The following is a 15,949-nucleotide window of genomic DNA, read 5'->3' as shown; positions in this document are numbered from 1 at the left end:
TCTCCAGACGATGAAAAAGCAGACCAACCCGCCGTACATCATCCAATCCGTCTCTGAACTGCATCGGCTGCTGGGCATCCCACAGCCGGAACATCCGTTGGTGAGCATGATCCAACTGAGCGACCTGCACGACACCTGCCGCATCATGGAGGGTAGCTTTATGTACAGTTTCTACTCTGTCTCCATCAAGAAAGGCTTTCACGGGAAACTGAAGTACGGGCAGCACTACTATGATTTTGACGATGGCGTGATGACGTTTTTCTCGCCCGGCCAGGTAATCTCCACCGATGCCTCGGATGAAATGCCCCCCTCAGGTTGGTGGTTGGTCTTCCACCCGGATTTTATCCGAAACTATCCGCTAGGCAAGAAGATAAAGGAGTACGGGTTCTTCTCTTACGCGGTGAACGAGGCGCTGCACTTGTCTGAGAAGGAAGAGGCGGTGCTGGACAACATCCAGCAGAACATCGCCGCGGAATATACCTCGGTGATAGATGCTTTCAGTCAGGACGTGATGGTGTCCCACATAGAGGTACTGCTCAATTACGGCAACCGGTTCTACAACCGCCAGTTCCTTACCCGCAAAAGCACCCACCATGACCTGCTGGTGAAGCTGGAGACGGTGCTGGACGAGTACTTCCGGCAGGGCCAGGCCGAGGTGACGGGTTTGCCCACGGTGCAGTATGTCTCCGATAAACTGAACCTCTCGCCCAATTACCTCAGCGACATGCTGCGCAGCCTCACCGGCCAAAGCACGCAGCAGCACATCCAGCACAAACTGATTGAGAAAGCCAAGGAAAGCCTCAGCACCACGTCTTTGACGGTAAGCGAGATTGCCTACCAGCTGGGCTTTGAATATCCGCAGTCGTTCAGCAAATTGTTCAAGAGCAAAACCAAGGTGTCGCCGCTGGCGTTTCGGCACTCGTTTAATTAAACTGCACCAGAAACGCGTTTCGGCACTCGTTTAACTAAAACGCCCTCAAAACGCGTTTCTGTAACCGCACCTGCTCCGCTTGGCCTTGCCAGACGTGCCAGGGTGACACCTAATTCCTTTGCCCATGGCCATTGCAAGACCTATCTTCCGGATTTTCGATTATCAAAAGGCTACCGAGTTCTACATAGACTGGCTTGGATTCCGGGTAGAGAACGAGCACCGTTTCGGGGATAATTTCCCGGTTTACCTGCAGATTTCACGCGGCGATCTCAAACTGCATCTATCTGAGCACCACGGCGACTGCTCCCCGGGGGCCCGCATCCACATAGAGGATTTCACCGGCCTGGAAGAATACCATCAGAAACTCACCGCCAAAGACTACCGCTACAACAAACCCAGCCTGCAAAAAGCTTTCTGGAACCCCAACGTCATCTGCATGGAAGTAATTGATCCGTTTGGCAACCGGATGACGTTCACCGAGGAACTCAGCCAGGAACCTGCCCAAAACGAACTTGCCTGAGCGCCACAGCTTACGCCGCTGATTTCTTGGGCAGGCAGCAGTTCTTGTACTTCTCTCCGCTGCCGCAGGGGCAGGGTTCGTTGCGGCCCAGGCGCTTGCCGTAGGGGTTGAGCAGTTCCCTAAAGTTAAGCCCGAAACGCCGCTTGGGGTTCTGCTTAAAAATGCGGGTGAGCATGGCGTACAGGCGCGGGTGCTTTTCGGCCATCTGGCCCGGTTTCTCGAAGAAGTACTCGGTACTCACGGCGAAGAACTCGGCCTCGTTGGTAGCGCCGTACGGATTGATGTCTGATTCTCCCTTTTTGATTTGTTTGATCTTGCGGTCTACCAGTTGCTGCCAGGGCAAGACCATGTCTTCGGGAAGGTACGCGCCGGGCGTGCCGTTGATCTCGCCGTCGGCCTGGTCCAGCATGTGCGCGAACTCATGGATGCCCACGTTCTGGCGGTCGGCCATGTCGTTGAAGCCACGCTCCAGGGCGGGTTTGGAGAGCGTCACGTAATGGTCGTTCTGGAAGGGGTTCACGCGGCCCAATACCTCAGAAACCGCCTCGCTGTCTTCGTCCTTGAACCGCTGCAAACTGCCCGGGAACACCAGTACCTCGCCCAGATTCGTGTACTCCCAGTCCTGCAACCCGAACGTGGGGATGATGGCGCTGGCCGCCACCAATACCTTGGTGGTATCATCAATAACAGTCTCAATGCCCGTAATGCGCTTCTCTGACAGAAACAACTGTACCATCTTCTCGAAGCTCTGTTTTTCTTCGTCAGTTTTCAAGGTGTGGTAGAAACCTACGCGGTCGGTGAGGATCTTACGCCACTCCGCCGGAAACTCCTGCGCCATCACTTTCTTCCTTCTCCGGTTCTTGCGGGTAGCCCACCGGTAAAACACGCCGCACACCACTACCACCACTACTATAAAAGCGATCATTCCCATAGACGCTTCCAACGTGGAAACGGCAAGAAAGATGCTTGTTGTTGGTTGGAGTAAAATAGTGGATTGACGTGAATTTGAGAGTTCCCATGCCTTCCGTTTCTTGGGAAGGGAGATGATTACTTGTGCTGATGATGGATCTTCTATGGCGCAAGTCACGGAAGTAACTTCCGCGCCATAGAATGTGAAAGTTTACACGCATTCCGTCCCCCTTGGAAGGGGGTAGGGGGATGACCTTAGCGGAAGAAGAACCGACAGAAACAGCCATAGAACAATTTGTACCGATTCTCAGGAACGCCATGATCAGCACGAGTAGTCATCCCCCTACCCCCTTCCAAGGGGGACGAAATATGTGCCTCAGCCTGGAAGCACTTCTATAGCTGGTTCAAGTTTCCAACTTGGACCTAAAATGAGCTGAAGTTTTCAACTTCAGTGAGCCGCGAGGCTCAAAATATGCAGTAATGGCAATGCTTTCTTGAAGGAAACAAACCATCGAAATAGAACTTAACGGCCCTGCCTTCAAGGGGGACGGAATGCGTGCCTCAACTCTAACGTCTGTTTTGGCCTTGTTTTCAGAAAAACGGCTTCATAACGCGAACGGCAGATACGCTTCTTACATGCTTTTCTAGCTTGCCACAATATCCTTCCAGGATGACCGTAAAAACAATTAAAAAGGAAGAGATGCTTGTTTCTGACCTTGTACTGACTTCGTTTCAGAAATCTTTCTACCCAAAAGGAAACTGCTTTTCCTGCCGCGGAAATTGGTTAAATGGAACGCAGCCTCGTATTCTGAGGAAGTACGTTTTGAAAAGGAATCACTATGAAGCAGAGAAAAACAGCTTTGGTAGCCGGAGGCAACGGCATCATCGGCCGAAATCTAACCGAATACCTGACCCAGAAAGATGATTGGGAGGTCATTGTCACCTCCAGAACGCCGCTCAACTTTGACACCCCGGCAAAATTTGTGGCGCTGGACCTGCTGGACCCTAACGCCGTGCAGGCCCAGGCCGAGGCACTGAAAGCCGTTACCCACGTGTTTTTCGCCTCTTACATTGAAAACAAAACGCTGGCAGACCAAACCCGCGTGAACCTGGCTTTGATAGAAAACCTGGTGAACGGCATTGAACAGGTGGCCCCAGATTTTGAGCACGTCACGTTCATTCAGGGGGGCAAGGCGTATGGCGCGCATTTGGGCATCTATAAAACTCCGGCCAAGGAAACCGATTTACGCACCTTTCCGCCTAACTTTTACTTTAGCCAGGAAGATTTTCTGCGCACCGCCTCACAGGGCAAGAAGTGGAGCTGGACCGCCCTGCGCCCCGATATTGTGATTGGGTTCACCATTGGCAATCCTATGAACTTGTCTAACCTCATTGCCGTGTACGCCAGCCTCTGCAAAGAGCTGGGCGTGCCCATGCGTTTTCCGGGTCCGCCCAAAGCGTACAAGGTGGTGGTGAACGTGACCGGCGTGGATGTGCTTTCCAAGAGCATGGAATGGGCGGCGGTGAGCGAAAACACGCGGGAGGAAATCTTCAACATTACCAACGGCGATGTGTTCCGGTGGGAACAGGCCTGGAAGAAGTTCGGGGAGTTCTTTGGCGTGGAGATTGACGAGCCGCAAACCTTCTCGCTGCAGGAATATATGGCCGACAAAGGTCCGCTCTGGGACGAGATGGTGCAGAAATACGGTTTGGCGCCGCACCCGCTGGACAAGTTGGTGCAATGGGGTTTCGGGGATTTTATCTTCAACACCGTCTATGACGCCTTCATGGACGTGAACAAGGCCCGGCGCTTCGGCTTTCACGAGATGCACATAGACAGCATTGACCACATGCTCCACACGTTTCAGCAACTCAGAGACAATAAGATCATTCCGTAAACGATCAGCCTTCCCTGCTGCGAGTTGATGCGCTGAGCAAAGGCTCTGTTTCGGGCACGTTTTTCTGAAAACGTGCCCGAAACAGAGCCTTTCTATTATGGAAACACCAGAGCGCCGCCGCCTTTGGTGGCTGTGTACATTCTGCTAACTTTGAGAGGTGCCTCGGGATGTTCTTTTACTTCGGCCGGAGGCCTTTGTTTGTGTTCATTTTACTTCTACCAGCTTATGCAATCTACCGCTTTCAGCCCGCAAGAATACCTGGACACGCTTCCGGAAGACCGAAAACAGGCGCTTTCCGCGTTGCGGGAGGTGCTTTTGGACAACCTTCCGGCGGGCTTTTCTGAGGAGATGAGCTACGGCATGATTGGTTACGTGGTGCCGCATTCGCTGTACCCGGCCGGGTACCACTGCGACCCCAAATTGCCCCTGCCGTTTCTGAGCATCGCGTCGCAGAAGAATTTTATTGCCGTTTACCACATGGGCTTGTATGCCAACCCCGAACTGCTGGCGTGGTTCACCGATGAGTACCCCAAGCACAGCAAAACCAAGCTGGACATGGGCAAAAGCTGCATCCGGTTCAAGAAACCCAATCAGATTCCGCTGGCCTTGTTGGGCGAACTGGCCGCTAAAATGACGCCGCAGCAATGGATTGAACTCTATGAGGCGGTACTGAAAAAATAACGCGCGTTCCCCTTCCTGAAAGTATACAAAGCCGTTTTGAGGCACTTTTTAGGAAATCGGCCCTAAAACCGCGGGTGCGTTTTCCCCTTGAGCCCCTTTCTTTCACTTCTAACCCCCAAAATCTGCATGAGAAAAGTAGTTCTTTTTATCGCCATGAGCCTGGACGGGTACATTGCCAAAGAAGACGACAACATTGATTTCCTGAACCAGGTGGAAAGGCCCGGCGAGGATTACGGTTACGCGGCGTTTCAGCACACCGTAGACACGCTCATCTGGGGCCGCCGCACCTATGACAAAATCCAGTCTATGGGCCTGCCGGAATTCATGCACAAAGACAAGAAATGCTACGTGCTCTCCAAAACCAGAACTGGCCAGGACGAAAACGTGGAGTTCTACAACGGCCACCCGAAGGACCTGATCGCCTCCCTGAAACAGCAGACGGGCAAAAACATCTACTGTGACGGTGGTGGCGAAATAGTGGCCGCCCTGCTCCAGGAGCGCCTGATTGACCAGCTCATCGTCTCGGTGATTCCGCATTTGCTGGGCAGCGGCATCCGGTTGTTCAGAGACGGCCGGCCCGAGCAGCCAATCACGCTCACCAGAAGCAGCACGTTCCCGTCTGGGCTGGTGCAGCTGTGGTATGACTGCGTTCCCGAAAACCAGGCAAAGTAACCTTTGATGGGCAGATAGTCTCTGCGGCTTCAGGATAAAATTCCTCCTCTTGAGGCCAGAGCAGGCGCTTACTTTTAAAAGCACTTTTCGCGAAGAGAGGCACCCAATAATCCGGAGGCAGTTGCGTTTCTGGAATGGCTTCGGCCACCAAAGAGTTTGTTCATTGTGAGACGTCGTACGTTCCTGTCCGGCCCTCGCATTCTAAATAAGAGCCCGGAATGTTTCCGGGCTTTTTTTCTAAAAACAGGCTCAGAACTCCACTAACCATTACGCCTCCACCCTTTCCCAGAAATCTTTTCACCCAGCAAGCCCCGTTTTCGGCTGCTTTTTGGAGAAAGAAGCCGAAAACGGGACTTGTTCTGCTAACGCACTTTTACTCTAGGGCAGCCGTCTGAATGAAACAAGCCCTGCTTATTGCAGCGATAGGCAGTAGTGGTAAAGCGAGGCGAGTTCTTTGTCGGTGTACTGGGCGGTCATCTGCCAGGGCATGTTCTCGTTCTTCAACTGCTTGCCTTCGGGGGTTTTGCCGGTGCGCAGGGTCTGCATGAACTGCGCCTTGGACCACTTGCCCACGTGCCCGGCTCTGGTGATGTTAGGTACCGGCGGAAAACCGGGCGCGACCGGGTCACCTCCTTGCAGATTGGCTCCGTGGCAGCCGCTGCAGGACACCGCCAAGTATTTGCCCATGCCCACGCCCTCCAGGGTATCTACCTGGGTCACCATCGGCTTGCCGTGGTCAATCTTCTCTACTGAAAGCAGCGGCATCTTGTCTAAGTACGTCATCACTTTCACCACCGGCCCTAGCTCTGAGGCGGGCAATTGCCGGTGCACGGGGGCCAGGCTTTGGCAGTAGGCAATGATGGCGGCCATATCTGCGGCCGAAAGCAGGGTGGTTTCATGGGAAGGCATGAACAGCAGCGCCTGTCCGTTGGCATCTACCCCGTGCCGAAGGGCTCGTACCCAGTCGGTGGTGCTGTAACGGGCGGGCAAGCCTCCCTGCCCTTTGGTGAGGTTAGTGGCTACCAAGCGGCCCAGCGCCTTATCGTCTATCATCACTTTCCCGGCCAGGTCTGGCCCGTGGCAATCTTTACAGCCTTTGATGGCGGTGAGGTGCGCTCCTTTGGCCAACAAAGCTTTGTCCTGGCTTATTTCCAGCTTCTCCGGGGCAAAAGAATACTTCTTTTCTATGCGTTGCCCTATGTTCACCGAAACATAGAAGTAAAACAGGCCCAGCAAGAGGACCACGGAGCCGAGGACCAGCGCAGTCCATTTCAGGATTTTCTTAAACATGCTTTCGGTTGATTATCTGATACATGGCGATTAAAAACACAGTAAAACTGCTTTCTACCAAAGACCAGAAACCTGCGGACTTCCCCTACGTTCACCGGGTTTTTCCCGCCACCGCAGAAGTGCACCTGCCGGAATGGACATCAACCGATTGAAGCGAGAGAATAATCTTATCGACTGAAAAATATCTTTCAATAAATATTGAAAGTTTGAAAACTTACGTATATTTGACTCATGGAATTAGCAGAGGCGAAACAACGGTTCATTGAAGCCTGGGGAAAACTGGGGTCTGAGTGGGGCATCAACCGCACCATGGCCCAGGTACACGCCCTGCTCCTGATTTCGCCGGAGGCCCTCACCACCGAGCAGGTGATGGAGCAGCTGCAGATTTCGCGCGGCAACGCCAACATGACTCTGCGCGACCTGATCAACTGGGGCCTGATTGAGAAGCAGCACCGCAGCGGCGAGCGCAAGGAATATTTCTTCGCGGAGAAAGACGTCTGGACCATTGCCCGCCAGGTAGCCAAAGAACGCAAACGCCGGGAACTGGAACCGGTGCTCAAGTTGCTCACGCAGCTGCAGGAAGTGGAAGGCGATGCGCAGGATCCGGAATACACGACCTTCAAGAAATCAGTGACAGACATAAACAAGCTGGCCGGCAACGTAGATTCTACCTTGGAAACCATGCTGAAAGCGGAGGAAAACTGGTTCTTCGGGTCTATTTTCAAGCTGTTCAAGTAGCAGCTATTTTTTTGCCTTATATGTTTCAATTTTTACTGAAAATTCAAAACAAACTATCACTTAAAGAACCAGCAGCATGGCCAAGATTGTCTTAGCAGGCGGAAGCGGCTTTATCGGGCAGCTCCTCTCCCAACACTTCGTCGCCAAGGGCGATGAGGTAGTCATTCTCACCCGGAAACCCGCCGCAGGGCAAACTCCGGCCCGGCAAATCTACTGGGATGCCACTGCCCCCGGACCATGGACGCAGCACCTGGAACGCGCCGATGTCTTGATCAACCTCACGGGCAAAAGCGTGAACTGCCGCTATACCCAGAAGAACAAGCAGGAAATCATTTCTTCGCGGGTGAACGCTACCCAAGCCCTGGGAGACGCGGTGCGACAATTACAGCGTCCACCCCGCCTCTGGATCAACGCCGCCTCGGCCACCATCTATCGCCACGCGCAGGACGGTCCGCAAGACGAGTTGACCGGCGAGATTGGCACGGGTTTCTCCGTGGAGGTCTGCGGCAAATGGGAGAACGCCTTCTATGCCCAGCACACGCCCGGCATCCGTAAGGTTGCCTTGCGCCTGGCCATTGTCCTGGCCAAAGACGGCGGCGTCATGCCCTATTACCTGAACCTGGCCCGGGTTGGTTTGGGCGGCCGCCAGGGCAACGGCTTGCAGTGCTTCAGCTGGATTCACGCCCGAGATGTGATTGGCAGCATTGAGTTCCTGATGCAGCACGAAGAACTGGAAGGCGACTTTAACATTTCCTCTCCGCGCCCCGTGCCCAACCACCGCTTCATGCAGACCGTGCGGCAGGCCTTGGGAGTTTCCTTTGGACTGCGGGCCAGAAAATGGATGCTGGAGATAGGCGCCTGGTTCCTGAGAACAGAAACCGAACTGCTCCTTAAAAGCCGCTGGGTAGTGCCCACCCGTTTGCTGCAGGCCGGCTACCAGTTTCAGGTACAGACCATTGAAGAGGCCGTGCGGCTGTGCACCACCCAGGAAGAAAAACCTGTTTTGCGGCCATTTTTAGAAAAACAGGCCAAAAACAGCCGTCCTTCTTATCCGGCCCCTAACGGGCTTCCCCTAAACGCCTAAGTTCTATGGAAAAGCGTTACAAGTTCAGGAACGTGTATGGTATTGTTTTGGCAGCCTTGTACGGGATTGTCTTCCTGCTCATTATTTCAGAGAACCACACGCTCGTCTCTATTTCCTATGTCTTTATCCTGCCGCTCATCATCGGGACCATCCCGGTCCTCTTCAGCACCAAAGAGCAGCTCCTTACCTTCAAGTCGCTCATCCTGATTCCGTGGGGCAGCATCTTTCTGTTTGTGCTGCTGGCGTTCGCGCTTAAGCTGGAGGGCATCATCTGCCTGGTGATTATTGTGGCGCCGTTTATTCTGCTGGGCACTTTGGCCGCCTTCATTGTCCGGATTGTGCGCCTGTATTATCACGGGCCCAAAACGCCTCTGTATTCTACCCTTTTACTGCCCCTGGTTTTTCTGGTGGTAGAACAGAACATGACTCCAGCAGACGCCTTTCAAACGGTTACAACCACCCTGGAGATCAACGCGCCTCAGGCTACCGTCTGGGAGCACCTCAAGCAGGTAAAGAACATCCAGCCGCACGAGATTCAGCCGCACTTCATCCACCAGATCAATGTCCCTAAACCGGTAACGGGTTATTTAGACCACGAAGGAAAAGACGGTACCCGCTACATCTCCTGGGACAAAGGCATTCAGTTTAAGTTTGACATTCAGGAGTGGCACGAAGGGCAAGGGTTTACCTATCTGGTGAAGCTGGATGAACACTCCATTCCGCCCAATACCTTAGATGAGCATGTTATGCTGGGTGGCGAGTTCTTTGACGTGGTGAAAGGAGCCTACCACATCACCCCTCTTACCTCTGGTAAAAGCCTGCTTACCTTGACCTCCACCTACCGCGTCACCACCACGTTCAACTTTTACTGCACCTGGTGGGCAGACTTTCTCATGGATGACCTGCATAAGATGATTCTGGAGGTTATCAAAACCAGAAGCGAAACCACTACTCACTATGTAACTGCCGCCACGCAATGAGAGCCATTTCTCTACCCTTCTTTCCGACGGTCAAAGTGCAGCCGGTGAAAGAACAACGTTTTCAGAAAAGCTACCTCATGCAGCTCTTCAACCAGATGTCTGCGTCCTATGAGGGGATGAACTATCTCACCTCCTTCGGGTTTTCCTATCTCTGGCGGAAGCAATTTCTCCAACCCCTTCCAGACCAGGATACCCCCGTACAGGTCGCGGATTTGATGACCGGCATGGGCGAAACCTGGCCTCACATCTTCAAGAAGTGGAAGCAAGTCCAACTCACGGCCCTTGACTTTTCTCAGGGCATGCTGCAATGTGCCGCCCGCAGAAACGAATCTGCCTTCGGCAACCAGGTGCACCTGCTCCAGGAAGATGCTCTGAACAGCAGCCTCCCGGCTGAACAGTTTGATGTGGTCACCTGCGCGTTCGGGCTGAAGACTTTGGACCTAGCGCAAATGAGAGCCCTGGCAAAGGAGATCCACCGGATTTTAAAGCCAAACGGGACATTTACGTGCGTAGAAGTCTCTGAACCTTCCTCCTCCTTTCTGCAGGCAGCCTACCTGCCGTACATCAGGTACCTTATTCCGGCGCTCGGTTATCTTTTTGCGAGAGAGTACACTGCCTATAAAATGCTGGGGTATTATACCAAAGCCTTCGGGAATTCGAAAGAAGCCGCAGAGATCTTTAGGGCCGCAGGGTTTTCGGTCACTTACCAAAGCTTCTTCAAGGGCTGTGCCACCGGGTTTATAGCACTAAGTAGAAAAACGGATGAAAAAGACCTTCCGGCAAAGGCCTAACGTTCATAGCCCACGCTTTTGACCGAGGGTTCAGAAATTTGGGTGAAGGCAGGTGAATTCATCCCTGAAGAGTGTTCCTGCGTTTAGGGCCTCTTTTTAGAATAGCAGTGCCTAAACGCAGGAACACTCTCATGATATAGCTACCGCTTGAAATACACCTTGAACGTGGTCCCCTTGTTTTGTTCGCTTTCCACCTCAATGGAGCCGCCGGCGTTTTCCACAATGCGCTTGACAATGTAAAGGCCTATGCCCGTGCCTTCCACGTGGTCATGCAGGCGTTTGAACATGGAGAAGATCTTGTCCTTGTCTTCGGGCTTCATGCCTAAGCCGTTGTCCGTGACGGAAAGCACCGTAAAACCGGGAACGTGCTGGGTAGCGATGGTAATGTGAAGGGGCCGCTCTTTGGAACGGTATTTCAGCGAGTTGCTCAGCAGGTTGTAGACAATGCTGCGCACGTTCTTGGCCGAGAACTTCACCGTAGACCCGGGCGCGATCTGGAGGTCCAGGCGGGCGCCCACCGCCCTAATCATGTTCTCGAAATCCAGCTGCACATCGGCTACCACTTCGCCCAGATTGATGGAAGCGATGTCTTCCCCGGCTTCGCGCTGAATCTTGGCTACTTGGGTGAGGTCTGAGACGGCGCGTTTGAACCGGTTCACCGAGGCATCCATGAGCGCCAGCACCCGTTGCACCTCTTCGTGCTGCTGCACCTCCAGGGGCAAGTGCTCCACCAGGGTGGCAACCAGACCTTCTATATTGGAGATGGGCGCTTTTAAATCATGCGAGGCGGAGTACACAAAGTTGTCCAGATCGGCGTTGATGGCGCGCAGCTCGGTGTTCATGATTTCTATCTCCTGCCGGGCCTCCACCTGCTCGTTTACTCCAATGGCCACGGCAATCACCCCTATGATCTCTCTCTTGGCGTTGCGCATGGGGTGGTACACGAAGCTGAAGTACATGGGCTCCAGTGTTCCGCTACGCTCCAGCATGACCAGTAACTCATTATTCACATAGGGAATGCCAGTGGTGTACACCCCGTCCAGAAGTTCTATGATTCCCTGGCCTTTCACCTCGGGCAGAGCCTCCAAAATAGGTTTCCGGATGACATCTCCATACTGTTTGCCCCACAGTTCACAGATACCGGGGTTGGCCAGTTCCACCACATGCTCGGGCCCGCGCAAGATGCAGATGGCCACCGGGGCCTGCTCAAACAACGCAATTAGCTCTGCTTGCTGGCGGGCCGCTTCTTCCCGGGCCTGGATGCTGGCAATGGACGTGGCAATCTGGCTTACCAGCAGTTCATGGAAGTTCTGGTAATCTTTGTCATACTCCAGCTCATGGCTGATGCCTGACACGAAGAACCCGATCAGGTGGTTTTGCCCGGGCTGAAAAATGGGGTGTACCACGGCTTTCAGCGGCATTTGGACTTCCGGTCCAGCTCCCCGGAGGCTATGCAGGTCTTCTACCAGGTAAAGTTTTTTGGTGCGCTGCACTTCTGAGAAAGGCCACTTGCCTGCGGTTTCAGGAGTGGCCAACGGCACCCTTGGGGGCGCCTCTTCCTGCCCAGACGCGCCTAAGAGCACGGCTTCCGTCTCCTGCCGGTTTATGAGGTAAATTTGGTTAAAGGGAATATCGTTCTCGTTCTGGGCCAGTATCTGGGAAGCCGTCTCGCAGGCCTGGCTCAGCGTTTGAAGCTGGGCCATGGCATCGGCAATATCCTTCAGGGTTTTGAGGCGGCGCTGCCCAATAAGAGTACTGGTTACCTCGGTGCAGGCACAGAAAACCCCATTCACTTGCCCTTGGTCATCAAAGGCCGGGCTGTAGGAGAAGGTCCAGTACGTTTCCTCCGGAAAACCTTTCCGCTCCAGCAGCAGCCTTAACCCCTCGGCATAAAAAGAATCGCCGCCATTCAGGATATTTTCAGCAATGCCTCCAATGTCTTTCCAGATCTCGGCCCAGATCTTGCGGGCAGAGACCCCTAACGCAGCCGGGTGTTTATCGCCCAGGGCGGGAATGTAGGCATCGTTATGAAAAGCATACAGCTCCCTTGACCACCAGATAAACATGGGAAAATCTGAGTTCAGCAACAGCCTGATGTTCGCCTGCAGGCTTTGGGGCCAGGTAGCAGGTGGCCCCAGCGGATGCGCTTCCCAGTTGAAAGCCCTCATCATGGCCCCCATCTGTCCCTTCCCCTGGAAAATACGCAAGGCATCTGTGGCAACTTCATCTCTGTAGTTCTGTGGCATAAAGGAAGGTTAAAGGGCAATTGTTTTTTGAGCCTTGCAGCAGCACTGTTTCTGCCACACCAACGCACACCTTATACGGGCGGCTGCGGAAAATACGCAGCCGCCGCAGAAAGAAGTCAGCTATTTCCCGTTGGCGGGAGAAAACCCCTTCTAAAAAGGAAAAAGGAGCACCTGTTTTAGGGCTCCTTTTACAAAATGAAGGCTAAAATGGTTACAGTTCCCGCCGTAAGTTCTGCTGTTCAGGCAGACTTCTTTCACGAACCCCGTTGGGCCGCGGTTTTAGAACCGGAAGAAGCTGTTGGTGCCGCCCACTTTGCCCCCGAAGTTGCGGATGTTGTAAGTGAACGTGAGCATCGCGTAGCGGGTAAGCACCCGCGTCTGGAAGTCTTCCACAAAGTTCTCCCTAATGGCCCGGTACGCCCCAATGTTCTGGTCCAACAAATCATACACAGACAGCTTCAGCTGGGCCCGGTCGTTTTTCAGGAACAGGAAGGTCACGCCGGCATTCAGGCGGCTGATGTCTTTGCGCAAGCCCGGCGCCACGTTGGAGTTGTAGGTGTAGTCAAACGTGGCTTCCCAGACAATCTTCTTAGGCAGGCGCACCACTACGCCAGTACGGGAAGTGGTAGTGGAAAACCGGATGTCCTGGAACGCCTCGTCTTCATACACACTGCGGCGGCGACCCAGGGTAAACGACTCATTGAACTCAAACTTGTCATTTAGGTTCACGCGCGCGCTCAGGCTAGGGTTGAGGGAGATATTCTGCCCGTAGCTGCGCAGATTGTTGAGGATGATGAGCGTTTTCATGTAGTTCACCCACAGGGAGGCCGTGAGGGAGAACTGCCGCTGGCCGTCAAACTTCCAGTCCTTCGTGACTTCGGTGCTGCTGTTCAGTTGCCAGTTGCCGTCGGTGTTCACGGGGCGGGTGGTCTGCTGACCGGTGGTTTCGTCCAGGGTTCTGGCCCGCGTTACCGCGTCATTGCTGATGCTCCCCGACAGGTACGCCCAATAGTTGATGGACCGCTTGGTATCAAACTTCCGGAAATGCAGGTTCACCGAGTGCGAGATAGTGGGGGTGAGTTCCGGGTTGCCGTACTGGATGAACAAGGGGTTGGACTGATCGGTGACAGGCTGCAGATCGGCGGCTGAGGGTTCCCGCACGTTCACGTTGTAGCTGAAGTTGAAGCTTTTCCAGTTGACCGTCAATGACGGAAAGGCATAGAAGTAATCTTGGTTTATCGGCTGGAGTTTCTGGAACGTGTTCTCAATGTTGAGCAGCGTAAACCGGATGCCCGGTTGCAGGGTCAGGTCTTTGATCTTCCACTTCAGGCTGGTGGTCACGTAATTGCGCCAGCCGCTGCGCTCCACCTTGTCTGAGAGCGCCGGAAGCAAAAGGGGTGCTTCGGCTCCCTCGCCCGCCAAATCAAAAGTAGACACCCGGTTGCCGTCCTTGAAATATTCAGCGTTCAGCCTTACCACGCCACTCAGGTTTTTGCTGAAGGGCTCGGTATACGAGAAAGAGGTATTGATGGCGCGGTTGGTCACCACGTTGTCGCGCAGCTGATCCAGGAACTCAGAATAGGGGTTGAGGCCGTAGTAATAGCTTTCCACCTGGTAGAACTGGTCCTGGTCGCCGTCGTTGATGTTGTAGGTACCGTAGAAATTGAACTGGCGGCCTTTTTTCTTGCGGGAGCTTCGGTCAAACGACAGGTTACCGGAGAAGGTGGCGGTGGTATTGTCCAGTTGCTGCTGATTCTCGCTGCTGTTGAGTTGTTCAGAGGAACTTTTAAAGGTATTGGTGAACAGCCCCTGGTTGGAGGCGCTCCGGGCCAGCACCACGCTGGGCGAGAAACTGAGGTTGGTCACGGAGTCAATTTTCCAGTCAATCCGGCCACCAAACCGATGGCTTTGGTTGTCACTGTCCTGGTTTCTGGTGCGGCGCGAGACCAGTGTATCATTGGGGAGGCTTTGCGCGGAGTTCACCAGTTGGTTCAGGTCGGCGTCTATGCCGCCGTAGAAATATTGCAGGTTCACCTTCACGTCGCCTTTAAGCAGGGTGTTGAAGTTACCGCCCGCCCCGGTAGACCGCTGAATCCCGTCTTCGGTGCCGCCAAAGGAAATACCGTTCACGGCAAATCCGCCGTCGCTCCGCACCATGATGGAGTTCATGCCGCTGCGGTTAAAGCCCCCAATCCGGGAAATGTCCTCAAACCCGAAGGCCGGTTTGTTCAGGTTGTTGGAGTAGCCCAGCAAGCTGATCTGGGTGGTGTCCCGGAAGACGTTCAGGATGCCGCCGCCTTCGTAGCGCCGGTCTGAGCCGGTACCGGCATATACCTTCCCGAACGCGCCCTGCTTGATGCCTTTCTTCAGTTTGAGGTTAATCACCTGCGGAATCTCGTTCACCGGCAGATCGGGGTCTCTTCTGAGGGCATCGGGGTCGTTCACCACCTGCACCTTGTCAATCATGTCGGCGGGCAGGTTGCGGGAGGCTACTTTAGGGTCGTTCCCGAAAAACTCTTTGCCGTCTACCAGAATCTTGTTCACCGCCTTGCCGTTCACCGCAATGTTGCCCGAACCGTCTACCGTCACGCCCGGCAGTTTCTTCAGGAGATCTTCCAGCAAGGCCGTGGGCAGCGTTTTGAACGAGTTGGCGTTGAACTCCAGCGTGTCTTTGCGGACCACAATGGGCGGCGCCTCAGACATAATCACCACTTCGCCCAACAGGTGATCGGCCTGGGTCATTTCCACCTGCCCCAAGTCCAGGTCTGCGTTGCCGGCCGTCAAGGTAAACTCCTTGCGGTACACCTTGAACCCCGTCATGGTAATCACGATCCGGAAGGGCTTGTTCAGGGCCAGACCAGGCACCCTGAAATTGCCTTTCTCATCACTCACCCTAAACGTGACCAGCGTAGTGTCCTGGGCGGTATAAACCGCAATGGTGGCATACGGCAGGGCTTCTTTGTGGGTAGCGTCCCAGAGTTTGCCTTTCACCTCGCCTTTTTGGTTCTGGGCGAAAGCAGACCCGGGCAGGCCCATTAAAAACAACAGCAAGCAAATGAGTAAGGTTGATTTCATGCGGGGAGAATAGAGGTGAAACATGGATGAGAAAGCGCAGCGATCTGGCACTAATGTTATACATTTTCAGGCAGAGCATTCCTGCGGCCCCGGAACATTTAACAAACATTAACATTTGACCTGCTGGGCTTTAA

General features: G+C 53.9%; 13 protein-coding genes. 9 read left to right on the top strand and 4 right to left on the bottom strand.

The features are described 5' to 3' along the window. Positions 1-10 precede the first annotated feature (10 nt). Positions 11-931, top strand: a complete 921-nt coding sequence (locus H7U12_RS14525; protein ID WP_186639237.1) for a helix-turn-helix domain-containing protein — start codon at positions 11-13, stop codon at positions 929-931. A 124-nt stretch (positions 932-1,055) separates the two neighbouring features. Further along, the gene (locus H7U12_RS14520; protein ID WP_186639234.1) at positions 1,056-1,451 is read left to right on the top strand and encodes a glyoxalase superfamily protein; all 396 of its coding nucleotides are present in this window, start codon (positions 1,056-1,058) and stop codon (positions 1,449-1,451) included. A 10-nt stretch (positions 1,452-1,461) separates the two neighbouring features. Here the strand turns inward: H7U12_RS14520 and H7U12_RS14515 are convergent, their stop codons facing one another. Beyond that, the gene (locus H7U12_RS14515) at positions 1,462-2,382 is read right to left on the bottom strand and encodes a M90 family metallopeptidase (protein WP_186639232.1); all 921 of its coding nucleotides are present in this window, start codon (positions 2,380-2,382) and stop codon (positions 1,462-1,464) included. Between the two features lie 817 nt (positions 2,383-3,199). Between H7U12_RS14515 and H7U12_RS14510 the strand changes: the two genes are divergently transcribed. The 3 genes from H7U12_RS14510 to H7U12_RS14500 all read left to right on the top strand — a co-directional run bounded on the left by H7U12_RS14510 (position 3,200) and on the right by H7U12_RS14500 (position 5,611). After that, positions 3,200-4,258 carry an SDR family oxidoreductase gene (locus H7U12_RS14510; protein WP_186639230.1) on the top strand — a complete coding sequence of 353 codons (1,059 nt, stop codon included), beginning with the start codon at positions 3,200-3,202 and terminating at the stop codon, positions 4,256-4,258. 225 nt (positions 4,259-4,483) lie between these two features. After that, positions 4,484-4,939, top strand: coding sequence for a DUF1801 domain-containing protein (locus H7U12_RS14505; RefSeq protein WP_186639228.1), 456 nt, complete (start codon positions 4,484-4,486; stop codon positions 4,937-4,939). A gap of 126 nt (positions 4,940-5,065) precedes the next feature. Beyond that, a complete protein-coding gene (locus H7U12_RS14500) occupies positions 5,066-5,611 on the top strand; it encodes a dihydrofolate reductase family protein (RefSeq protein ID WP_186639225.1) in 546 nt (181 codons plus the stop codon). A gap of 411 nt (positions 5,612-6,022) precedes the next feature. On the opposite strand, the gene H7U12_RS14495 is transcribed toward H7U12_RS14500, so the two are convergent. Further along, the gene (locus H7U12_RS14495; RefSeq protein ID WP_186639223.1) at positions 6,023-6,901 is read right to left on the bottom strand and encodes a c-type cytochrome; all 879 of its coding nucleotides are present in this window, start codon (positions 6,899-6,901) and stop codon (positions 6,023-6,025) included. A gap of 231 nt (positions 6,902-7,132) precedes the next feature. Here H7U12_RS14495 and H7U12_RS14490 point away from each other — a divergent pair, with 231 nt between their 5' ends. From H7U12_RS14490 to H7U12_RS14475, 4 genes are all read left to right on the top strand, one after another. Then, positions 7,133-7,639 carry a GbsR/MarR family transcriptional regulator gene (locus tag H7U12_RS14490; RefSeq protein ID WP_186639221.1) on the top strand — a complete coding sequence of 169 codons (507 nt, stop codon included), beginning with the start codon at positions 7,133-7,135 and terminating at the stop codon, positions 7,637-7,639. Between the two features lie 76 nt (positions 7,640-7,715). Then, positions 7,716-8,723, top strand: a complete 1,008-nt coding sequence (locus H7U12_RS14485; protein WP_186639219.1) for a TIGR01777 family oxidoreductase — start codon at positions 7,716-7,718, stop codon at positions 8,721-8,723. 5 nt (positions 8,724-8,728) lie between these two features. Beyond that, positions 8,729-9,703, top strand: coding sequence for a hypothetical protein (locus tag H7U12_RS14480; RefSeq protein WP_186639216.1), 975 nt, complete (start codon positions 8,729-8,731; stop codon positions 9,701-9,703). Next, on the top strand, positions 9,700-10,494 hold the full coding sequence (locus H7U12_RS14475) for a class I SAM-dependent methyltransferase (RefSeq protein ID WP_186639214.1): 795 nt from the start codon (positions 9,700-9,702) through the stop codon (positions 10,492-10,494). Before H7U12_RS14480 ends, H7U12_RS14475 begins: the two co-directional genes overlap by 4 nt. A 140-nt stretch (positions 10,495-10,634) precedes the next feature. Here the strand turns inward: H7U12_RS14475 and H7U12_RS14470 are convergent, their stop codons facing one another. Together H7U12_RS14470 and H7U12_RS14465 are read right to left on the bottom strand one after the other, a co-directional pair. Next, a complete protein-coding gene (locus H7U12_RS14470) occupies positions 10,635-12,740 on the bottom strand; it encodes a sensor histidine kinase (protein ID WP_241749391.1) in 2,106 nt (701 codons plus the stop codon). A 279-nt stretch (positions 12,741-13,019) separates the two neighbouring features. Next, entirely contained in the window at positions 13,020-15,815 is a 2,796-nt protein-coding gene (locus H7U12_RS14465) for an outer membrane beta-barrel protein (RefSeq protein WP_186639212.1), read from the bottom strand. Between the last annotated feature and the right edge of the window lie 134 nt (positions 15,816-15,949).

Source organism: Rufibacter sediminis (assembly GCF_014269285.1).
Classification (GTDB): domain Bacteria; phylum Bacteroidota; class Bacteroidia; order Cytophagales; family Hymenobacteraceae; genus Nibribacter; species Nibribacter sediminis.
The sequence above is the reverse complement of the archived record's forward strand: the minus strand, read 5'-3'. Positions and strand labels throughout refer to the sequence as shown.